The sequence below is a fragment of the Thalassobaculum sp. genome (assembly GCF_040219615.1).
Lineage (GTDB): Bacteria > Pseudomonadota > Alphaproteobacteria > Thalassobaculales > Thalassobaculaceae > Thalassobaculum_A.
This window is the reverse complement of record NZ_JAVJSE010000041.1, coordinates 292,559-312,423: the sequence shown is the minus strand read 5'-3', so window position 1 is coordinate 312,423 and position 19,865 is coordinate 292,559. Positions and strand designations below refer to the sequence as shown.

Here is a 19,865-nt window from a genome sequence, read left to right as displayed (position 1 = left end):
AGCCGCCCCGGATCAGTCGGCCCGGATCAGTCGGCCGGCCAGGGCTGGTTGACCGGCTGCATGCCGACCCGCTTGAAATAGGCGTCGAAATTGGTTTCCGGCCCGACGAGCTGATGGACCAGCTTGGCGATTCGCGCCCGGCGCTCCGGCACGTTGTAGGGCGGGCCGACCTCGTTGACCGGCTGCGGCAGGATGCAGCGCCAGCCGTCGACCGCCACCAGCTGGTCCCGGAACACCAGGGCGCCGTTGTAGAGGAAGTCCAGGATCACCGTCTGGGCCCGCTTGTTCGGCAGCTTCTGGATCCAGTCCTCGTTGTAGTTCCGGTCCGCGACCAGCCCCCAGGCCATGCCGAACCGGATGTCGCGCAGGAAGGTGAGGGTGGTGGTGTGCTCCTGCAGCTCGAAATCCGCGGTGCCGCCGCCGGCGGCGCGGACCGGCACCACCCGGTACATGAAGGTCGGCAGGAGCGTGGAACGCCAGTCGCTCGGCTTGCTCGCCGCGATGACGGTCAGGAAGTCCTCCAGCGTCATTACCCACCACCTTGCATCACAGCATGATCATGGACAGTCGGAGCCCGACCTGTCCAGCGAGCGCGGCGGACCCGGCAGATTTGCCGCTCAGCCCTGCGAAACGATCCGACGGCCGGCATCGGTGAGTTTGCAGACCAGCCAGTCGGGCTTGAGGGGATTGTCGAACCACGGCTCGGCCCAGCCGCGCTGCATGCAGGCGCGGACCGTCCCGGGATGCATGCGCTGGCCGTCGCGGTCGAACAGCGGCAGCTTGCCGCCGGGCTGGTCGAGACCCCGGCGCAGCCAGTCCTTCTGCGCGACGGTCGCCCGCGGCACCGCAGCATCGGCCGAATCGTCGCGCTTGCGTCGTCGTGCTTGCGTCGCCATTCCCGTCCTCCCGCCGGCACTGTAGGCAAGCCCCGCCGGGTCGTCCACCGCGCGGCCGCAGCCGGTCGGCCACGGCTTGCCGCACCGCCGTTCAGCGTGGGATAGTTTCGCCCCACCGGAGGCCATCCATGTCACCGTCAACGACCTCGGCGCGGCTCGCGCTCGGCTTCTCCTGCGCCGGCCACACTTTCGCGCACCTCCTGATGCTGCTGTACCCGACCGTGGTGCTGTCCCTCGAGGCCGCCTGGAAACTGCCCTTCGAGGAACTGATCGCCCTGATGCTGGTCGGCCAGGTGCTGTTCGGGGTCGGTGCGGTACCGGCCGGCTGGCTCGGCGATCGCTGGAGCGTGCCCGGCATGATGGCGGTGTTCTTCATCGGCACCGGCGCTGCGGCGATCGCCACCGGCTTCGCCGACGGCCCGTTCGAGCTGGCCCTCGGGCTGGCGGCGATCGGCCTGTTCGCCGCGATCTACCATCCGGTCGGCATCGCCTGGGTGGCGCGCAACCCGGTCAACCGGGGCAAGGCGCTCGGCATCAACGGCATCTTCGGGTCCGCCGGGACCGCCGGCGGGGCGGTGGTGGCGGGGACGCTGGCGACCGCCTATGGCTGGCAGTGGGCGTTCTTCGTGCCCGGCGCGCTGTGCGTCGGCTTCGGCGTGCTGCTGACCGCGCTGATCCTGACCGGCCGGGTAAGCGATGCGCGCGAAGCGGGCCGGTCGGCGCCGGCGGAGTCGTCGCGCGGCGACATGATGCGCGGCGGCCTGGTGCTGCTGGTCACGATCGCCTGCTCGGGGCTGATCTACCAGACGACGTCCTTCGCCATGCCGAAACTGTTCGAGCAGCGGCTCGGGGGCATCGTGGACACCGCGGCCGGGGTCGGCGCGCTGGTGTCGGCGGTGTATCTGGTCTCGGCCAGCGCCCAGGTGTTCGGCGGCTGGCTGGCCGACCGCTACGATCTGCGCCGGGTGTATTTCGTGTGCTGGCTGCTGCAGATCCCGGTGCTGGCGCTGGCGATCTCGCTGGCCGGCCCGGTGCTGGTCCCGGTGGCCGCGCTGATGGTGCTGGTCAACACCACGGCGGTGCCGGCCGAGAACAGCCTGTTCGCCCGCTACACCCCGCCGGCTTGGCGCGGCACGGCGTTCGGCGTGAAGTTCCTGGTTTCCCTGGGGGTGGCCGCGGTCAGCGTGCCGCTGGTCGGCGAGATGTACCGGGCGTTCCAGGAGTTCGGGCCGCTGCTGGCGACGCTCGCGGTCGCGGCCGGGCTCGGCACCGCCGCCGCGCTGCTGCTGCCGGCGGTGCGGCGTACGCCGGCGGCGCAGCCGGCCGAGTAGGGGGAACACGCATGGCCGAGAGCCGGCCCGTCGTCATCGACTCCCTCGACCACCTGGTCCTGGCGGTCCGCGACATCGACGCCACGATCGCGTTCTACCGAGACTGGCTCGGCATGCAGGTCGTCACATTCGGCGCCGGCCGCAAGGCGCTGTCGTTCGGGCAGCAGAAGATCAACCTGCACATCGCCGGCGAGGACTTCGACCCGCCGGCGATCAAGGCGGCGCATCCGGTCCCCGGATCCGGCGATCTCTGCTTCCTGACGTCGGTGCCGATCGCCGACGTGGTGGCGCGGGCCGACGCCCTGGAGATCGCCATCGAAGAGGGTCCCGAGCCGCGGACCGGTGCCAGGGGACCGATCAATTCGGTCTATGCCCGCGATCCCGACGGCAACCTGATCGAGGTCTCGAACCGCCTCTACTGAGGCCGGGGCGCTACTGGGCGTTGCCGGCGGAGGACGCGAATCGGATCGCCTCCTCGGCGGCGCGCACCAGGGCCCGCGACTTGTTGAGGGTCTCCTGCCACTCCGCCTCGGGATCGCTGTCGGCGACCACGCCGCCGCCGGCCTGGACGTACATGGTCTCGTCCTTCACCAGGGCGGTGCGCAGCGCGATGCAGGTGTCCATGCTGCCGTCGGCCCCGAAATACCCGACCGCGCCGGCATAGACGCCGCGGCGCGAAACCTCGAGTTCGTCGATGATCTCCATGGCCCGGACCTTCGGCGCGCCGGACACCGTTCCGGCCGGGAACCCGGCGAACAGTGCATCGACCGCGTCGAAGCCCTCGGCGAGCCGGCCTTCGACATGGCTGGCGATATGCATGACGTGGCTGTAGCGCTCGACCACGAACTGCTCCTTCACCGAGACCGTCCCGATCTCGCTGACCCGGCCGGTGTCGTTGCGGCCGAGGTCGAGCAGCATCAGGTGCTCGGCCCGCTCCTTGGGGTCGGCCAGCAGTTCGGCCGCCAGCGCCCGGTCCTCCTCGGGCGAGGCGCCGCGCTTGCGGGTGCCTGCCAGCGGCCGGATCGTCACCACGCCGTCGCGCACCCGCACCAGGATCTCCGGGCTGGAGCCGACGATCGAATAGCCGCCGAAATCGAAGAAGAACAGGAACGGCGAGGGGTTCAGGCGCCGCAGCGAGCGGTACAGCGCGAACGGCGGCAGCCGGAACGGCACTGCCAGGCGGTGCGACGGCACGATCTGGAAGGCGTCGCCGGCGTGGATGTACTCGACCGCCTTGCGGACCATCCGGTGATAGGCCTCGCGCCCGGTGTTCGACACCGGCTCCAGCAGCGGGTCGACGGCGGCGCCGCCCTCGCGCCGGTAGGGCAGGGAACGCTCGAAGTCGGCGACCAGATCGGCCAGCCGCACCCGCGCGTCACCCCAGGCGGCGGCCGCCGATACGCCCGGCCGGGGCCGCACCGGCGTCACCAGGGTGACCACGTCCTCCAGCCGGTCGAAGATGCAGACCACGGTCGGCCGCAGGAACATGCCGTCCCAGATGTCCAGGGTATCCGGGTTCTCGTCGGGGATCCGCTCGAACAGCCGGATCGCGTCGTAACCCATGTAGCCGAACAGCCCGGCCGCCATCGGCGGCAGGCCCTCCGGAAGCTCGATCCGGCTTTCCTCGATGAGGGCGCGCAGCGACGCCAGCGGATCCTCCGCCACCGGCTCGAAGCGGCCGGGATCGATGCGCGCGTCGCGGTTGATCTCCGCCTTCTGCTTGTAGAACCGCCAGATCAGGTCGGGCCGCATGCCGATCACCGAGTAGCGGCCGCGAACCGACCCGCCCTCGACCGATTCCAGCAGAAAGGCGTTGGCCCGACCGTCGGCCAGCTTCAGCATCGCCGACACCGGCGTCTCCAGGTCGGCCACCAGGGTGGTCCACACCACCTGGGGCTGACCGGCCTCGTAGAGCTCGACGAAGCGGCCGTAGTCGGGAAGCGTCCTCATTGCACCGTCTCGTAGAGGCGCTGGACGCTCGCCTTGTCGACCGTGACGCCCAGGCGGCTGCGCAGATCGGCCAGCAACAGCTCGATCACGTCCGACTCCACCCCCTGGGCGATCTGGTTGGCGATGGCCTCACGGACCTCCGTCTTGGCGGTCTGATCGGCCGGCAGCACCTGCTGCCGCCGGACGACGACCGCCTGGCTGTCGTCCGCGGTCACGGCCACGTCGCCGTCGGCCGCAAGCCCGAACAGGGTCGCCGGCAAGGTTCCGGGATAGCCCTCCGGCAGACCGCGGCCGGCCCGGGTCATCGCCGGCAGCTCGGCGGTCGGCAACTGCTCGGCCGCCGCCAGATCCTTCAGGTCGCCGCCGCCGCGCACCTTCTCGGCCAGGGCGTCGGCCTTCTCCTCGGCGAGCTCGAGGCGGCGCTCCGCCTTCCAGTCGGCGAGCACGCGGTCGCGGATCTCGTCGAGGCCGGGCGTGCGCGGTGCCTCGACCGCGTCGACCCGGAGCACGAAGAAGCCGCCGTTCTCGCCCTCGCCGAGGCTGCTCTGCTGGCCCTGGGCGGTCTCGAACGCGAGCTGGGTGAACTGGCCGCCCGGCAGACCTTCCGCCGTCCCGCCGCCCTTGCGGGCGCCGGAACGCGCCAGGCCGTCGACCTTGCTGACCGGCAACTCCAGCGACTTCGCGGCCTCCTCCAGGGTTGCCCCGCCGGCCAGCGCGTCCTCGAGCCTGTTGGCGGTCTCATAGACCTGGTCGAGGGCGCGGTCATGCGCCAGCTCGTCGCGGATCCGATCCCTGGCTTCCTCGAAGCTCGTCGTGGTTCCCGGCTGGATCCGCTCGACCCGGAACAGGTGCCAGCCGAACGGGCTCTCGACCGGTTGGCTGACCTCGCCCTGCACAAGCCGGAACACCGCGTCGGCGGTGCCGTCGGGCAGGCCGTCGCGGGTCAGCATGCCGAGGTCCAGCGAAGCCTCGTCGACCCCGGTGCTGTCCTTGGCGACGGCGGCGAAATCCTCGCCCCCCTCGATCCGGGCCCGGGCCGACGCCGCGGCGTCCTGGGTCTCGAACAGGATCTGCCGGACCTCGCGCCGCTCGGGGTTGCTGAGCTGGCCCGCACGCTCGTCATAGGCGGCACGCAGCTCGCTCTCCGGGATGTCGATGCCCTTGGCGACCGCGGTCGGCGAGACCTGGGCCCAGGAGACGGTCCGGTACTCCGGCTCCTCGTAGCGGCTCTTGTTGGCGTCGTAGAAGCTCTCCAGCGCGGCGGCCTCCGGCGCGGCCGGCTCCGGGATCACCGAGGCCGGAATGGAAACCACCTGCGCCACCCGCTTCTCCTCGCGGTAGGCGAACAGCCGCTCCACGATCGGCTGCGGTGCCGCGTCGACGGCGATCAACGCGTCGATCAGCTGCCGCCGCGTGAAGTCCTGGCGCAGCCGGCTGACGAACTCCTCCTCGCTCCAGCCGTTGTTGGCGAGCACGGTCTGGTAGCGGGCCCGGTCGAAATTCCCGGCCTGGTCGACGAAGCGCGACCGTACGAACTGCACGACCCGGTCGGTGCCGACCGACAGGTCGAGCGACTTGACGGCCGCGAGCATCAGCCCCTCGGTCACCATGTCCTGGATCACCTGGTCGAGCAGGCCCAGCTGCATGGCCTGTTCGGCCGTCAGCGGCACCCCTAGCCGGCGGCGGGACTGCTCGAACTGTTCCGCCACCTCCTGAGTCGTGTAGCGGACGTCGTCGCCGATCTCGACCGCGACCTTGCCGGCCGGGCTTCCGAAGAACACGTCGCCGATGCCCCAGATCGCGAAGCTGACGATCAGCAGCACGAACAGGATCTTGACGAAGATCGAGGTGACCTTGGAGCGAATGAATTGGAGCATCGCGCAGTCCGGCCTTGTGCCAATGAATTTCGGTCGCCGCCGCAACCCGGCGTCGGGGCGCGGCATCATAGGGAGAGGGTCCCGGGCGAGCAACCGCCGAATCCCTCGCCAGCCAAAGGATTCCGCGGCTCTCGGGCCGGGCGTGTTGGCGACGGGGCGGGACCGTGCTAGACGCGTCCGGCCGCCTGCAAGGAGAAACCCCATGACCTCGCGACCGCTGATCGCCGGCAACTGGAAGATGAACCTGAATCGCGAGGCCGCGACCCATCTGGCGCAGGAGCTCGCCGGGGCGGTCGGCGCGGCGGCCGCCTTCGAGATGGCGGTCTGCCCGCCGGCCCCGTATCTGGTCCCGGTGGCCGAGGTGCTGGGCGGCAGCCTGGTGGCGCTGGGCGCCCAGGACTGCCACGCCGCCGCCAGCGGCGCCCATACCGGGGACGTCTCAGCGGCGATGCTGCAGGACGTCGGCTGTACCTACGTCATCGTCGGCCATTCCGAACGGCGGGCCGATCACGGCGAGACCGACGAGCAGGTCCGCGCCAAGGCCGCCGCCGCCCGCGCGGCGGGGCTGGTGCCGATCGTGTGCGTCGGCGAGACCGAGTCGCAGCGGGACGCCGGCACCACCCTGGACGTGGTCGGCCGGCAGATCGCGGGCTCGATACCGGACGGCCTCGACGGCGCCACCCTGGTGGTGGCCTACGAGCCGGTCTGGGCGATCGGTACCGGGCGCACCCCGACGGTGGATGACGTGGCGGCCGTGCATGCCCATATCAGGAAGACGCTCTCGGCCAGGACGGCCGATGCCCCCGGCGTCCGCATCCTGTATGGCGGCTCGGTGAAGCCGTCGAATGCGGTCGAGCTTCTGGCGGTCGCCAATGTCGACGGAGCGCTGGTCGGTGGCGCCAGCCTGAAGGCCGCGGATTTCCTGGCGATTGCCCGGTCGGTCTGAAGCCGTGGCCCGGCATGCGACCTCCGCTCTGGCCAAGACGCCCCGTTGGCGTTAAAACCCGCGCCGTCCCAAACCGGACGCGAGCACCACAAGGATCGATATGACGGCGATCGTTCTTACCATTCACCTGATGATCGCGGCGGCCCTGGTCATCGTCATCCTCCTGCAGCGCAGCGAAGGCGGCGGACTCGGGATCGGCGGCGGTGGCGGCATGGGCTCGTTCATGTCGGCGCGTGGGGCCGCCAACCTGTTGACCCGCACGACCGCGATTCTGGCCGGGTGCTTCTTCGTGACCAGCATCCTGCTGGCGATTCTCGCCGGAAATACCGGCACGAAGTCGATCGTCGACCGGCCCGCGCCTGCAGAGACCGCTCCAGCAAAGACCGAGCCGGCCGCGCCGGTCTCGCAGTAACTCGTTTGTTTTCAACAACATAACCGAATCCGACGGGCAATCGCTCGCCGGAACGGAAAGCAATATGACAAAGCGTGCCTCGACAGCGCTCGTTCAGGTATAAGGGGGGTCCATGACGCGGTTCATCTTCATTACCGGCGGCGTGGTCTCCTCCCTCGGCAAGGGTCTGGCCTCGGCAGCACTCGGCGCGCTCCTGCAGGCGCGCGGCTACAAGGTCCGCCTGCGCAAGCTCGATCCCTACCTCAACGTCGACCCGGGCACGATGAGCCCGTACCAGCACGGCGAGGTCTACGTCACCGACGACGGGGCCGAGACCGACCTGGATCTCGGGCATTACGAACGCTTCACCGGCGTGTCCGCCCGGCGAAGCGACAGCGTGACCACCGGCCAGATCTACATGAACGTGATCACCCGCGAGCGCCGCGGCGACTATCTCGGCGCCACCATCCAGGTGATCCCGCACGTCACCGACGGCATCAAGGAATTCGCGCGCGGCGACCTCGATGACGAGGACTTCGTGCTGTGCGAGATCGGCGGCACGGTCGGCGACATCGAGGGCCTGCCGTTCCTGGAGGCGATCCGCCAGCTCGGCAACGAGCTCGGCCGCGAGCGGTCGCTGTTCCTGCACCTGACGCTGCTGCCCTACATCCCGGCGGCCGGCGAGCTGAAGACCAAGCCGACCCAGCACTCGGTCAAGGAGCTGCAGAGCGTCGGCATTCAGCCCGACGTCCTGCTGTGCCGGTCCGATCGCGAGATCCCGGTCGAACAGCGCCGCAAGATCGGCCTGTTCTGCAACATCCGCTCCGAGGCGGTGATCCCGGCCCTGGACGTGCACTCGATCTACGAGGTGCCGCTCAGCTACCACCGCGAGGGCCTGGACACCGAGGTGCTGCGGCATTTCGGCATGCTGGCCAGCGACGCCGAGCCGACGCTGACGCGCTGGACCGACATCATGCACCGGGTCAACAACCCCGAGGGCAGCGTGCGGATCGCGGTGGTCGGCAAGTACACCAGCCTGCTCGACAGCTACAAGTCGCTGGCCGAGTCGCTGACCCATGGCGGCATCGCCAACAACGTGAAGGTCGAGCTCGACTGGATCGATTCCGAGATCTTCGAGACCGAGACCGAGGCGCTGCTGCGCCTGGAGGACGTCCACGGGATCCTGGTCCCGGGCGGCTTCGGCGAGCGCGGCTCGGAAGGCAAGATCGCGGCCGTGACCTTCGCGCGCGAGCACCGGATCCCGTATTTCGGCATCTGCTTCGGCATGCAGATGGCCTGCATCGAGGTCGCCCGCAACCTGGCCGAGATCAAGGGCGCCGGCTCCACGGAATTCGGCCCGTGCGCCGAGCCGGTGGTCGGCCTGCTGACCGAGTGGAGCCGCGGCAACCAGCGCGAGACCCGCAACGCCGAGAGCGACCTCGGCGGCACCATGCGGCTCGGCGCCTACGAGTGTCGCCTGGAGAACGGTTCGCGGGTCCGGCAGATCTACGGCGAGCCGCAGATCTTCGAGCGACACCGGCACCGCTACGAGGTCAACATCAACTACCGCGACGCCCTGCAGGGCGCCGGGCTGGTGTTCGCCGGGATGTCGCCGGACGGCGTGCTGCCGGAGATCGTCGAGCTGCCCGGCCACCCGTGGTTCGTCGGGGTGCAGTTCCATCCCGAGCTGAAGTCCAAGCCGTTCGACCCGCACCCGCTGTTCACCAGCTTCATCGAGGCGGCCGTCGAGCAATCGCGGCTGGTGTGATCCCATGACCGAGCCCCGCACCGTCAAGGTCGGCCGCATCGAGATCGCCAACGACCGGCCGTTCGTGCTGATCGCCGGGCCTTGCGCCATCGAGAGCCGCGACCACGCGATCGAGGTCGCCGACGCCCTGACCGGGATCTGCAGCCGGGCCGGGGTGCCGCTGATCTACAAGTCGTCCTACGACAAGGCGAACCGCACCAGCGTGGCGGCCGGGCGCGGCATCGGCATGCAGGCCGGGCTGGAGATCCTGGCCGAGGTGCGGCAGCGCTTCGACTGCCCGGTGCTGACCGACGTGCACGAGCCGCCGCATTGCGCGGTGGCGGCGGAGTATGTCGACGTCCTGCAGATTCCGGCCTTCCTGTGCCGGCAGACCGACCTGCTGCTGGCGGCCGGCGAGACGCGGTGCGCCGTGAACGTCAAGAAAGGCCAGTTCCTGGCGCCCTGGGACATGAAGAACGTCGCCGCCAAGGTCGCCTCGACCGGCAACGACCGGATCATGCTGACCGAACGCGGCACCAGCTTCGGCTACAACACCCTGGTCTCCGACATGCGCGCGCTGCCGGAGATGGCCAGGACCGGCTGGCCGGTGGTGTTCGACGCCACCCACTCGGTCCAGCAGCCGGGCGGCAAGGGCGGTTCCACCGGCGGCCAGCGCGAATACGTCCCGGTGCTGGCGCGGGCGGCGCTCTCGATCGGCGTCGGCGCCGTGTTCATGGAATGCCATCCCGACCCGGACAGCGCGCCGTCGGACGGCCCCAACATGGTGCGACTTTCCGACCTGCCGGCCCTCCTGGACACCTTCGTCGCCTTCGATAGGATCGCCAAGGCCAACCCGGTCGCGGTCTGACCGGGTTTCGGGTTCGATCCACGGGAGGTGCCGCATGGCGCGCGTCGAGGGCCGCTACGGCCTCGTCTACACCACCGACCGGCCGGAATCGGCGGCCCGGTTCGACGACCTGGTCAGCGCCTATCTCGGTTTCGGCCGCGACATCGGCGACCGCCTGAAGGCGCTGCAGGCCGACGATCCCGACATGCCGCTGGCGCATGTCGCCAAGGGCTATTTCCTCAAGCTGTTCGGCAGCGCCGCCATGTCGGCCCGGGCCCGCAAGGCGCTCGGCGACGCCGACTCCAGGTTCGCGGCCGTCGCCGCCACCGAGCGCGAGAAGCTGCACCTGGAGGCGCTGCGGGCCTGGTGCGCGGACGACCTGGACCGCACCACCGATCTGTGGGAGCGGATCCTGCTGGACAACCCGAGGGACGCCTTCGCGCTCAGGCTCGCCCATTTCAACCACTTCTACGCCGGCGAGGGCCGCCGGATGCGCGACAGCGTCGCGCGCGTGCTGCCCGACTGGCAGGATTCCGATCCCGACATCGGCTTCGTGCACGGCATGTACGGCTTCGCGCTGGAGGAATCCGGCGACTACGCCAGGGGCGAGCGCTACGGCCGCATGGCGGTCGAGCGTAACCCGGCCGACGCCTGGTCGGTGCACGCGGTCGCCCATGTGATGGAGATGCAGGGCCGGCACGCCGAGGGCATCGCCTGGGTGAAGCGCCACGAGCCCGCCTGGTCGACCACCAACAACTTCCGCTTCCACCTGTACTGGCACCGCGCGCTCTACCACCTGGAGCGCCACGAGTTCGCCGAGGTGCTGGCGCTGTACGACGACTACGTGGCGTCCGACATCGCCGCCGACATGTATCTGGACGTGTGCAACGCCGCGTCGATGTTGTGGCGGCTGGAGATGTACGGCGCCGACGTCGGGGACCGCTGGAAGGGGCTGACCGAGGTGTCGCTGCGCCATGTCGAGGACCACGACCTGATCTTCGTGGCGCTGCACTACCTGATGGCGCTGCTGAAGGGCGGCGAGCCCGAGGCGGCGGCGCGGCTGGCGGCCCAGCTCGAGGGCTTCGCCAACTCGGCGGCCACCCAGGGCCGGGTGTCGGCCCGGGTCGGCGTCGGCACCGCGGCGGCGATGACCGCGCTGGCCAACGGCGATCCCGGGGCCGCGGTCGATGCCCTGCTGCCGATCCGCTACGACATCTGGTGCATGGGCGGCAGCCACGCCCAGCGCGACCTGTTCGAGGAGATGCTGGTATCGGCCGCGGTGCAGGCCCGCCCGCAGCTGGCGCGGGCCCTGCTGGCCGAGCGCACCGCCGCCAAGCCGCAGAGCGCCTGGAGCTGGCGCAACTACGCGAAGGCGCTCCGGGCCGGAGGGCAGGGCGCGGCCGCCGAAGCCGCCGAAAAGCGCGCCGAGGCGCTGCTGGCGGCGGCCTGACGCGCCCGTCAGTCGTACGGCGTTCCGTCGCTGCGCCTGACGAAACGCTGGTCGCCGTCGACCCACTTCACCTGCATGTCGACGTCCGGGTAGTCGACCTCGTCCGGGTCGGTGCGGTCGCCGACCTCGATATAGGTGGCCTCGACGCCCGACCGGTTGACCAGGGCGTGGCCGTCCGGCCTGCCGGCCGGAAAGGCGGCGCACATGCCGGGGCCCAGCACCTGCTCGCCGGCGTCGGTGACCAGGGTCAGCTCGCCTGACAGCACCATCACGAACTCGTCCTGCAGGCTGTGCCAGTGGCGCAGGGCCGACGCACAGCCCGGCGGCAGGGTGACGTGATTGATCCCGAAATTGCTCAGCCCGCCATGGTCGCCGAGGCGGCGCTTCAGGCGTCCGGCCGAAGCGCCGGAGAACTCTGCCGGATAGCTGTTTCCGGTATGTGTCACGACCGACAGCGGGTCGAAGGCCGGCGATTTCGGTGAGAGGGGCATGGAACGCTCCTGAATTTCGACGATTCCGGAGACAGCCTAGACGGCAAACCGATTGAACGGCCAGCGGTCGGGCGCTACACCTCGCGCACCTTCCGACCGGTCCCCAGGAGCCCGTCCCATGAGCGCGATCATCGACATCACCGCCCGCGAGATCCTCGACAGCCGCGGCAATCCGACGGTGGAGGTCGACGTGACCCTGGAGACCGGCGTGATCGGCCGTGCCGCGGTGCCGTCCGGCGCCTCGACCGGCGCCTACGAGGCGGTCGAGAAACGCGACGGCGACCCCAAGCGCTACGGCGGCAAGGGCGTGCTGCAGGCGGTCGACGCGGTCAACGGCGAGATCTTCGACGCGCTGTCCGGGCGCGACGCCGCCGAGCAGCTGCTGATCGACCGGGCGATGATCGAGCTCGACGGCACCGAGAACAAGGGCCGGCTGGGCGCCAACGCGCTGCTGGGCGTATCGATGGCGGTGGCCAAGGCCCAGGCCGCCGACATGAACCTGCCGCTGTGGCGCTATGTGGGCGGCGCCTACGCCCACGTGCTGCCGACCCCGATGATGAACATCATCAACGGCGGGGCGCATGCCGACAACCCGATCGACTTCCAGGAATTCATGATCTTGCCGGTGGCGTTCCCGAGCGTCCGGGAGGCGCTGCGGGCCGGCTCCGAGATCTTCCACGCCCTGCGCAAGCAACTGGTCGCCGCCGGCCACAACACCAATGTCGGCGACGAGGGCGGCTTCGCGCCGGACCTGAAGAGCGCCGACGAGGCGCTGGCGGTGATCATGAAGGCGATCGAGGCGGCCGGCTACAAGCCGGGCGAGGAGGTGATGATCGCCCTCGACCCGGCCTCGACCGAGTTCTTCAAGGACGGCAAATACGTGCTGGAGGGCGAGGGCAAGACCCTGGACACCGCCGGCATGATCAAGCTGTACGCCGACCTGGCGGCGCGCTACCCGATCGTGTCGATCGAGGACGCGCTGAGCGAGGACGACTGGGACGGCTTCAGGGCGCTGACCGCCGAGCTCGGCTCCAAGGTCCAGATCGTCGGCGACGACCTGTTCGTCACCAACGCCAGGCGGCTGAAGCGCGGCATCGCCGAGTCCGCCGGCAACGCCATCCTGGTGAAGGTCAACCAGATCGGCACCCTGTCCGAGACCCTGGAGACCGTGTCGATGGCCCAGCGCGCCCGCTTCGGCACCGTGATGTCGCACCGCTCCGGCGAGACCGAGGACGCCACCATCGCCGACCTGGCGGTCGCCACCAACGCCGGGCAGATCAAGACCGGCTCGCTGTCGCGCGCCGACCGCACCGCCAAGTTCAACCAGCTGCTGCGCATCGAGGAGCAGCTGGGCGACGCGGCGCGCTTCGCCGGTCGCGCCTCGCTCGCCCCGCTCGCCGGGTGAGCGCGCCGCGCGACGACCGGTCGGCGCCGGGATCCGAGGTCCCGCAGATCGACGACAGCATCCTGCTCGGGATGCGCAGCTTCCGGCAGCCGCTGTGGCGGGCGCTGGTGCAGTGCGCGCTGTTCCTGACGATCGCCGGCCTCGGCCTGTCGATGGTGTTCGGGCAGCCGCCACGGCCCGACATCGGCTGGCCGATCGCCGCCGTCGGCCTGCTGGCGGGGATCCTGGTCCCGGGCCTGACGACCATCGGTCGCCGCCGCCGGGTCGAGCTGTTCGACGAGGGCTTCGTGGTCCACGAGCTGTTCCGCACCCGGCACTACCGGTGGTCCGAGGTCTCGGACTTCGGGCTCGCGACCCTGCTGCCGGGACGCGGCATGCGGCAGACCTACGTGGTGTACGACGCCCGCGGCGACCACGGGGCGCTGGTCGGGTTCAACCGCTTCCTCTCGGGCAAGGGGCGATCGCTGCCGATCGGCATCGAGCCCGCGGATCTGCCCGGCAACGCGGTCACCGTCGCCTATGCCATGAATGCCTGGCGACAGCGGGCGCTTGACAGGGAAGCCGGCCGGACCGCCTGAGTCCTTTCGGCAACACCCTGAGACCATTGGGCAATTTCTATCAAAGATTCCCGATTCGTTCACGTTGTCGGTCCGCGTGACGCATGATTCAATTCCGGTGTCGCCGATACGGAGGACGCCATGGCCCTGGTTTTCGAACTGAAGCGTCGTGCCCGGCACGTCGTCGGACCGCTGGTGGGCTCGCTTCTGGTGGCCTATTTCGCCTATCACGCCGTCGAGGGAGACCGGGGGATCCGGGCCTGGCAGCGGCTGGACGGCGAGATCTCGGAGGCCCGTGCGGTGCGCGACCGGCTGGCCGGCGAGCAGGCCGCGATGGACCAGCGCGTCGCCATGCTGCGGCCCGACAGCCTCGACGCCGATCTGCTGGAAGAACGTGCGCGTTTGGTGCTTGGTTATGTTCCCGCCGACAGCGTAATCGTCGGCAGGACGGTGGTTCCGACCACCCAGCTGGCCGGATTGGCTGTGGTTCGCTAAGCGATATCAGGTCATTAACTAAAATTAAGTTAATTCCGATTTTTGCATTGCAGCACAAGCCCTTAGCGCTCTTGCATTCATGAGTGTCTTCCCCTAATTGTGTCCGGGTCGGTGCGGCATCGCAGCCCGTGCCGCCCGCAGAGGACGCGCAGGGGGATTTCATGGCACGTGCGGCGACCAGGAAGTCGACGACGAGCCGGTCCGGCCCCGCCAGGGCCGCGACGTCGCGCTCGACACGCTCCACCAAGGCAGCCAAATCGTCCGAACCGTCGATCGAGCAGTTGATCGGCTACTACAAGGACATGCTGACCATTCGGCGCTTCGAGGAGAAGGCCGGGCAGCTATACGGCATGGGGCTTATCGGCGGCTTCTGCCACCTGTACATCGGACAGGAGGCCGTGGTGGTCGGCATGCAGGCCGCGATCGGCGAGGGCGACACCGTCGTCACGTCGTACCGCGACCACGGCCACATGCTGGCCTGCGGCATGGAGGCGCGCGGCGTGATGGCCGAGCTGACCGGCCGCATCGGGGGCTACTCGAAGGGCAAGGGCGGCTCGATGCACATGTTCAGCCGCGAGAAGAACTTCTTCGGCGGCCACGGCATCGTCGGCGCCCAGGTGCCGATCGGCACCGGTCTCGCCTTCAATCACCGGTTCCGCGAAACCGACCGGGTGTCGCTGACCTATCTCGGCGACGGCGCGGTCAACCAGGGCCAGGTGTACGAGAGCTTCAACATGGCGGCGCTCTGGAAGCTGCCGGTCATCTTCATCATCGAGAACAACAAGTACGGCATGGGCACCTCGGTGACCCGGGCCGCCGCCGGACCGTCGCTCGCCGAGCGCGGCCACGCCTACGGCATTCCCGGCGAGGAAGTCGACGGCATGGACGTGACCAAGGTCCGGGCCGCCGGCGACAAGGCGGTCGCCTACTGCCGGGCCGGCAAGGGCCCGTACATCCTCGAGATGAAGACCTACCGCTACCGCGGCCACTCCATGTCCGATCCGGCCAAGTACCGGAGCAAGGAGGAGGTCAACAAGATGCGCCAGGAGCACGACCCGATCGACACCCTGCGCCGCGTCCTGCTGGAGCGGAAGGTCGACGAGGAGACCTTGAAGAAGGTCGACCGCGAGGTGAAGGACCTGGTGACCGACGCCGCGGATTTCGCTCAGCAGAGCCCCGAGCCGGACGTGTCCGAGCTCTGGACCGACATTCTCGTAGAGGCCTGACGCCGGAGCCGCCGCGGACAGCGGCGCCCGCACGAGGGGAAAACGCATGCCGACACCCATCCTGATGCCGGCGCTGTCGCCGACGATGACCGAGGGCAACCTCGCCAAGTGGCACGTCAAGGAAGGCGACACCGTCAGCGCCGGCGACGTGATCGCCGAGATCGAGACCGACAAGGCCACCATGGAGGTCGAGGCGGTCGACGAGGGCAAGATCGGCAGGATCGTCCTGGCCGAGGGCACCGAGGGCGTGGCGGTCAACGCCGTGATCGCCTGGCTGCTGGACGAGGGTGAGTCCGAGGGCGACATTCCCGCCGACGGCGGCGCACCGGCTGCCGCCGCACCGGCGCCGGCCGCCGAGGAAAAGCCCCGCCAGGAAGTGAGCGGCGGGGTCGGCCCGGAAGGCGCCCCCGAGGCGCCGTCGCTGCCCGGCGCGCCGGCGCATACCTCGATCGCGGTGCCGGTGCCCGACATCGACGAGGACAGGTTCTTCAAGGAGACCCAGCGCCAGACCGTGCGCGAGGCTCTGCGCGACGCCATGGCCGAGGAGATGCGGGCCACGCCCGAGGTCTTCGTGATGGGCGAGGAGGTCGCCGAGTACCAGGGCGCCTACAAGGTCACCCAGGGGCTGCTGGCCGAGTTCGGCGCCAAGCGGGTGATCGACACCCCGATCACCGAGCACGGCTTCGCGGGCATGGCGGTCGGCGCGGCGTTCGGCAAGCTGAAGCCGGTCGTCGAGTTCATGACCTTCAACTTCGCCATGCAGGCGATCGACCAGATCCTCAACTCGGCCGCCAAGACCCTGTACATGTCGGGCGGCCAGATGGGCTGCCCGATCGTGTTCCGCGGCCCGAACGGCGCCGCCTCGCGGGTCGCCGCCCAGCATTCCCAGTGCTACGCCAGCTGGTACGCGCACTGCCCGGGGCTGAAGGTGGTCTCGCCGTGGTCGGCGGCCGACGCCAAGGGCCTGCTGAAGGCCGCGATCCGCGACCCGAACCCGGTGATCTTCCTGGAGAACGAGGTCCTGTACGGCCAGTCCTTCGATGTGCCGACGGACCCGGACTTCGTGCTGCCGATCGGCAAGGCCAAGATCGTGCGCCAGGGCAAGGACGTCACCATCACGGCGTTCTCGATCATGGTCGGCAAGGCGCTCGAAGCCGCCGAGAAGCTGGCCGCGGAGGGCATCGAGGCCGAGGTCATCGACCTGCGGACCATCCGCCCGCTCGACGTCGAGACCATCGTGAAGTCGGTCAAGAAGACCAACCGCCTGGTGACCTGCGAGGAGGGCTGGGCATTCTCCGGCATCGGCTCGGAGATCGCGGCGCTGATGATGGAGCACGCCTTCGACCACCTGGACGCTCCGGTCGCCCGGGTCGCCGGTGCCGACGTGCCGATGCCGTACGCCGCCAACCTCGAGAAACTGGCCCTGCCGCAGCCCGAGAACATCGTCCAGGCCGCCAAGGCGGTCTGCTACCGCTCGTAAGGGGGACACGGGACCATGCCGATTTCCATTCTGATGCCGGCGCTGTCGCCCACCATGAGCGAGGGCAACCTGGCCAAGTGGCACGTGAAGGTAGGCGACACCGTCAGCGCCGGCGACGTGATCGCCGAGATCGAGACCGACAAGGCCACCATGGAGGTCGAGGCGGTCGACGAGGGCAAGATCGGCAGGATCGTCGTGTCCGAGGGCAGCGAGGGCGTGGCGGTCAACGCCGTGATCGCCTGGCTGCTGGAGGAGGGCGAGTCCGAGAGCGACATTCCCGCCGACGGCGGCGGTGCTCCGGCGCCGAAGCCGGCGCCTGAAGCCGCGAATGCGGAGGCTCCGAAGGCGGAGGCCCCGAAGCCGGCCGCGGCACCGGCTGCCGCCGCTGCGCCGGCGCCGCAGCCGTCGTCCGGCGGCCGGGTGTTCGCCAGCCCGCTGGCCAAGCGCATGGCCGAGCAGGCCGGGCTGGATCTCGGATCGCTGAAGGGCTCCGGCCCGCAGGGCCGCATCGTCAAGGCCGACATCGAGGCCGCGCTGGCCGGCGGCGCGCCGAAGGCCACTGCGGCTCCGGCCGCGGCCGCCCCGGCGCAAGCCGCGGCTCCGGCCCTCGGGGCGGCGCCCTCGGCGGACGTGCCGGGCATGCCGGACTACGAGGAGATCCCGAACTCCGGCATGCGCAAGGTGATCGCCAAGCGCCTGACCGAGTCGAAGCAGTTCGCGCCGCATTTCTACCTGACCGTCGACTGCGAGATCGACGCCCTGCTGAAGGTGCGCAAGCAGCTCAACGACAAGGCCGGCGACGGCGTCAAGCTGTCGGTCAACGACCTGGTGATCCGGGCCGCGGCCCTGGCGCTCAAGCAGGTGCCGGCGGCCAACGCCTCGTGGACCGAGAAGGCGATCCGCATCTACAAGCAGGTCGACATCTCGGTGGCGGTGGCGATCGACGACGGCCTGATCACCCCGGTGATCAGGGACGCCGGCTCCAAGGGCCTGAAGCAGATCTCGGCTGAGATGAAGGACCTCGCAACCCGGGCCCGCGACCGCAAGCTGAAGCCCGAGGAGTTCCAGGGCGGCACCTTCTCGATCTCCAACCTCGGCATGTTCGGGATCAAGGACTTCGCGGCCGTCATCAACCCGCCGCAGGGCGCCATCCTGGCGGTCGGCGCCGGCGAGCAGCGGCCGGTGGTCAAGGACGGCGCGCTGGCGATCGCCACGGTGATGAGCTGCACCCTGTCGGTCGACCACCGGGTGGTCGACGGCGCCATCGGCGCGCAGTTCCTGGCCGCCTTCAAGAAGCTGGTCGAAGACCCGCTCACCATGCTGCTCTGACCTCGAGGAGACACCCGATGGCCGACACCCAATTCGACGTCATCGTCGTCGGCGGCGGCCCGGGCGGCTACGTCGCGGCGATCCGGGCGGCCCAGCTCGGCCTGAAGGCCGCGGTGGTCGAGCGCGAGCACCTGGGCGGCATCTGCCTGAACTGGGGCTGCATCCCGACCAAGGCGCTGCTGCGCTCGTCCGAGGTCTCGCATATCCTGCATCACCTCGACGCTTATGGGTTTTCCGCCAAGGACATATCCTACGATCTTAAGAAAGTGGTCGACCGTTCGCGCAAGGTCGCCAAGCAGCTCTCGGGCGGCGTCGCCCACCTGCTGAAGAAGAACAAGGTCACGGTGATCGACGGCCACGGCAAGCTGGCCGGCACCCAGGGCGGGCTGCGCAAGCTGGACGTCACCAAGGACGGCAAGCCGGTCGGAACCTACACGGCCAAGCATGTCATCCTGGCGACCGGGGCGCGGGCGCGCACGCTGCCGGGCATGGAGCCCGACGGCAAGACCATCGTCACCTACAAGGAGGCGATGGTTCCGGAGAGCATGCCGAAGAGCCTGCTGGTCATCGGCTCCGGCGCCATCGGCATGGAGTTCGCGAGCTTCCACCACGACATGGGCTGCAAGGTCACCGTGCTGGAGGTCGTGGACCGCATCCTGCCGGCCGAGGACGAGGAGATCTCGGCCTTCGCCCAGAAGCAGTTCGCCAAGCAGGGCATGACGATCAGGACCGGGGTCAAGATCGGCAAGCTGGAGAAGACCGGCAAGGGCGCGAAGGCGACGGTCGAGGCCGGCGGCAAGACCGAGACCATCGAGGTCGACAAGGTCATCCTGGCGGTCGGCATCGTCGGCAACGTCGAGGACCTCGGCCTCGAGGGCACCAAGGTGAAGGTCGAGAAGACCCATGTGGTGATCAACGAGTGGATGGAGACCGGCGAGCCGGGCGTCTACGCCATCGGCGACATCGCCGGGCCGCCCTGGCTGGCCCACAAGGCCAGCCACGAGGGCGTGATCTGCGTCGAGCGGATCGCCGGCGTGAAGGGCCTGCACCCGCTCGACGTCCGCAAGATCCCGGGCTGCACCTACTGCCGGCCGCAGATCGCCAGCGTCGGCCTCAGCGAGGCGAAGGCGAAGGCCGCCGGCTACGAGGTCCGGGTCGGCCGCTTCCCGTTCGTCGGCAACGGCAAGGCGATCGCGCTCGGCGAGCCCGAAGGCATGGTCAAGACGGTGTTCGACAGGAAGACCGGCGAGCTGCTGGGCGCCCACATGATCGGCGCCGAGGTCACCGAACTGATCCAGGGCTACGGTGTCGCGATGACGCTGGAGACCACCGAGGCCGAGCTGATGCACGCGGTGTTCCCGCACCCGACCCTGTCGGAGATGATGCACGAGTCGGTGCTTGACGCGTATGGCCGGGCCATCCACTTCTGAGCTGGTCGATTTCGCGA

General features: G+C 69.5%; 19 protein-coding genes. 14 read left to right on the top strand and 5 right to left on the bottom strand.

What is annotated here, in order from left to right; all coding sequences use genetic code 11:
- Positions 1-26 precede the first annotated feature (26 nt).
- Both RIC31_RS24405 and RIC31_RS24400 read right to left on the bottom strand, forming a co-directional pair.
- Positions 27-530 (bottom strand): hypothetical protein, encoded by a 504-nt coding sequence (locus RIC31_RS24405; protein ID WP_350114358.1) that lies wholly within the window; start codon positions 528-530, stop codon positions 27-29.
- A gap of 87 nt (positions 531-617) precedes the next feature.
- Complete coding sequence (locus RIC31_RS24400) at positions 618-896, bottom strand: hypothetical protein (protein ID WP_350114355.1); 279 nt, start codon at positions 894-896, stop codon at positions 618-620.
- Positions 897-1,024: 128 nt separating this feature from the next.
- Here RIC31_RS24400 and RIC31_RS24395 point away from each other — a divergent pair, with 128 nt between their 5' ends.
- Together RIC31_RS24395 and RIC31_RS24390 are read left to right on the top strand one after the other, a co-directional pair.
- Positions 1,025-2,227, top strand: coding sequence for an MFS transporter (locus RIC31_RS24395; protein WP_350114353.1), 1,203 nt, complete (start codon positions 1,025-1,027; stop codon positions 2,225-2,227).
- A gap of 11 nt (positions 2,228-2,238) precedes the next feature.
- Complete coding sequence (locus tag RIC31_RS24390; RefSeq protein ID WP_350114350.1) at positions 2,239-2,649, top strand: VOC family protein; 411 nt, start codon at positions 2,239-2,241, stop codon at positions 2,647-2,649.
- A 10-nt stretch (positions 2,650-2,659) separates the two neighbouring features.
- On the opposite strand, the gene trpE is transcribed toward RIC31_RS24390, so the two are convergent.
- Both trpE and RIC31_RS24380 read right to left on the bottom strand, forming a co-directional pair.
- Positions 2,660-4,177: an anthranilate synthase component I gene (gene trpE, locus RIC31_RS24385; protein ID WP_350114347.1), complete on the bottom strand. Its 1,518-nt coding sequence runs from the start codon at positions 4,175-4,177 to the stop codon at positions 2,660-2,662.
- Positions 4,174-6,054, bottom strand: coding sequence for a peptidyl-prolyl cis-trans isomerase (locus RIC31_RS24380; protein WP_350114344.1), 1,881 nt, complete (start codon positions 6,052-6,054; stop codon positions 4,174-4,176). Before RIC31_RS24380 ends, trpE begins: the two co-directional genes overlap by 4 nt.
- A 202-nt stretch (positions 6,055-6,256) precedes the next feature.
- On the opposite strand from RIC31_RS24380, the gene tpiA reads away from it, so the two are divergent.
- The 5 genes from tpiA (at position 6,257) to RIC31_RS24355 (ending at position 11,435) form a co-directional block, all read left to right on the top strand.
- Entirely contained in the window at positions 6,257-7,000 is a 744-nt protein-coding gene (gene tpiA, locus RIC31_RS24375) for a triose-phosphate isomerase (protein WP_350114341.1), read from the top strand.
- 100 nt (positions 7,001-7,100) lie between these two features.
- Positions 7,101-7,412 (top strand): preprotein translocase subunit SecG, encoded by a 312-nt coding sequence (secG, locus tag RIC31_RS24370; RefSeq protein ID WP_350114338.1) that lies wholly within the window; start codon positions 7,101-7,103, stop codon positions 7,410-7,412.
- 112 nt (positions 7,413-7,524) lie between these two features.
- Positions 7,525-9,159 carry a CTP synthase gene (gene pyrG, locus RIC31_RS24365; protein WP_350114335.1) on the top strand — a complete coding sequence of 545 codons (1,635 nt, stop codon included), beginning with the start codon at positions 7,525-7,527 and terminating at the stop codon, positions 9,157-9,159.
- A 4-nt stretch (positions 9,160-9,163) separates the two neighbouring features.
- A complete protein-coding gene (kdsA, locus tag RIC31_RS24360) occupies positions 9,164-10,006 on the top strand; it encodes a 3-deoxy-8-phosphooctulonate synthase (RefSeq protein WP_350114332.1) in 843 nt (280 codons plus the stop codon).
- A 34-nt stretch (positions 10,007-10,040) separates the two neighbouring features.
- The gene (locus RIC31_RS24355; protein ID WP_350114329.1) at positions 10,041-11,435 is read left to right on the top strand and encodes a tetratricopeptide repeat protein; all 1,395 of its coding nucleotides are present in this window, start codon (positions 10,041-10,043) and stop codon (positions 11,433-11,435) included.
- An 8-nt stretch (positions 11,436-11,443) separates the two neighbouring features.
- On the opposite strand, the gene RIC31_RS24350 is transcribed toward RIC31_RS24355, so the two are convergent.
- Positions 11,444-11,926, bottom strand: a complete 483-nt coding sequence (locus RIC31_RS24350; protein ID WP_350114326.1) for a cupin domain-containing protein — start codon at positions 11,924-11,926, stop codon at positions 11,444-11,446.
- A gap of 118 nt (positions 11,927-12,044) precedes the next feature.
- Between RIC31_RS24350 and eno the strand changes: the two genes are divergently transcribed.
- From eno to lpdA, 7 genes are all read left to right on the top strand, one after another.
- Complete coding sequence (gene eno / locus RIC31_RS24345) at positions 12,045-13,331, top strand: phosphopyruvate hydratase (protein ID WP_350114323.1); 1,287 nt, start codon at positions 12,045-12,047, stop codon at positions 13,329-13,331.
- A complete protein-coding gene (locus tag RIC31_RS24340; RefSeq protein WP_350114320.1) occupies positions 13,328-13,909 on the top strand; it encodes a hypothetical protein in 582 nt (193 codons plus the stop codon). Before eno ends, RIC31_RS24340 begins: the two co-directional genes overlap by 4 nt.
- A gap of 120 nt (positions 13,910-14,029) precedes the next feature.
- Positions 14,030-14,383 (top strand): FtsB family cell division protein, encoded by a 354-nt coding sequence (locus tag RIC31_RS24335; RefSeq protein ID WP_350114317.1) that lies wholly within the window; start codon positions 14,030-14,032, stop codon positions 14,381-14,383.
- A gap of 161 nt (positions 14,384-14,544) precedes the next feature.
- Entirely contained in the window at positions 14,545-15,609 is a 1,065-nt protein-coding gene (gene pdhA / locus RIC31_RS24330; protein ID WP_350114314.1) for a pyruvate dehydrogenase (acetyl-transferring) E1 component subunit alpha, read from the top strand.
- A 46-nt stretch (positions 15,610-15,655) separates the two neighbouring features.
- Positions 15,656-17,089: a pyruvate dehydrogenase complex E1 component subunit beta gene (locus tag RIC31_RS24325; RefSeq protein ID WP_350114311.1), complete on the top strand. Its 1,434-nt coding sequence runs from the start codon at positions 15,656-15,658 to the stop codon at positions 17,087-17,089.
- A gap of 15 nt (positions 17,090-17,104) precedes the next feature.
- Positions 17,105-18,418, top strand: coding sequence for a pyruvate dehydrogenase complex dihydrolipoamide acetyltransferase (locus RIC31_RS24320; RefSeq protein ID WP_350114308.1), 1,314 nt, complete (start codon positions 17,105-17,107; stop codon positions 18,416-18,418).
- 17 nt (positions 18,419-18,435) lie between these two features.
- Positions 18,436-19,848 carry a dihydrolipoyl dehydrogenase gene (gene lpdA, locus RIC31_RS24315; RefSeq protein WP_350114305.1) on the top strand — a complete coding sequence of 471 codons (1,413 nt, stop codon included), beginning with the start codon at positions 18,436-18,438 and terminating at the stop codon, positions 19,846-19,848.
- The last annotated feature ends 17 nt before the right edge of the window (positions 19,849-19,865 follow it).

Coding starts and splice junctions, on each gene's coding strand:
- RIC31_RS24355 (WP_350114329.1), top strand. CDS start 10,041: ATGGCGCGCGTCGAGGGCCGCTACGGCCTCGTCTACACCACCGACCGG.
- secG (WP_350114338.1), top strand. CDS start 7,101: ATGACGGCGATCGTTCTTACCATTCACCTGATGATCGCGGCGGCCCTG.
- lpdA (WP_350114305.1), top strand. CDS start 18,436: ATGGCCGACACCCAATTCGACGTCATCGTCGTCGGCGGCGGCCCGGGC.
- kdsA (WP_350114332.1), top strand. CDS start 9,164: ATGACCGAGCCCCGCACCGTCAAGGTCGGCCGCATCGAGATCGCCAAC.
- eno (WP_350114323.1), top strand. CDS start 12,045: ATGAGCGCGATCATCGACATCACCGCCCGCGAGATCCTCGACAGCCGC.
- RIC31_RS24400 (WP_350114355.1), bottom strand. CDS start 896: ATGGCGACGCAAGCACGACGACGCAAGCGCGACGATTCGGCCGATGCT.
- RIC31_RS24390 (WP_350114350.1), top strand. CDS start 2,239: ATGGCCGAGAGCCGGCCCGTCGTCATCGACTCCCTCGACCACCTGGTC.
- RIC31_RS24335 (WP_350114317.1), top strand. CDS start 14,030: ATGGCCCTGGTTTTCGAACTGAAGCGTCGTGCCCGGCACGTCGTCGGA.
- RIC31_RS24395 (WP_350114353.1), top strand. CDS start 1,025: ATGTCACCGTCAACGACCTCGGCGCGGCTCGCGCTCGGCTTCTCCTGC.
- RIC31_RS24320 (WP_350114308.1), top strand. CDS start 17,105: ATGCCGATTTCCATTCTGATGCCGGCGCTGTCGCCCACCATGAGCGAG.
- RIC31_RS24405 (WP_350114358.1), bottom strand. CDS start 530: ATGACGCTGGAGGACTTCCTGACCGTCATCGCGGCGAGCAAGCCGAGC.
- trpE (WP_350114347.1), bottom strand. CDS start 4,177: ATGAGGACGCTTCCCGACTACGGCCGCTTCGTCGAGCTCTACGAGGCC.
- RIC31_RS24350 (WP_350114326.1), bottom strand. CDS start 11,926: ATGCCCCTCTCACCGAAATCGCCGGCCTTCGACCCGCTGTCGGTCGTG.
- RIC31_RS24380 (WP_350114344.1), bottom strand. CDS start 6,054: ATGCTCCAATTCATTCGCTCCAAGGTCACCTCGATCTTCGTCAAGATC.
- pyrG (WP_350114335.1), top strand. CDS start 7,525: ATGACGCGGTTCATCTTCATTACCGGCGGCGTGGTCTCCTCCCTCGGC.
- tpiA (WP_350114341.1), top strand. CDS start 6,257: ATGACCTCGCGACCGCTGATCGCCGGCAACTGGAAGATGAACCTGAAT.
- RIC31_RS24325 (WP_350114311.1), top strand. CDS start 15,656: ATGCCGACACCCATCCTGATGCCGGCGCTGTCGCCGACGATGACCGAG.
- pdhA (WP_350114314.1), top strand. CDS start 14,545: ATGGCACGTGCGGCGACCAGGAAGTCGACGACGAGCCGGTCCGGCCCC.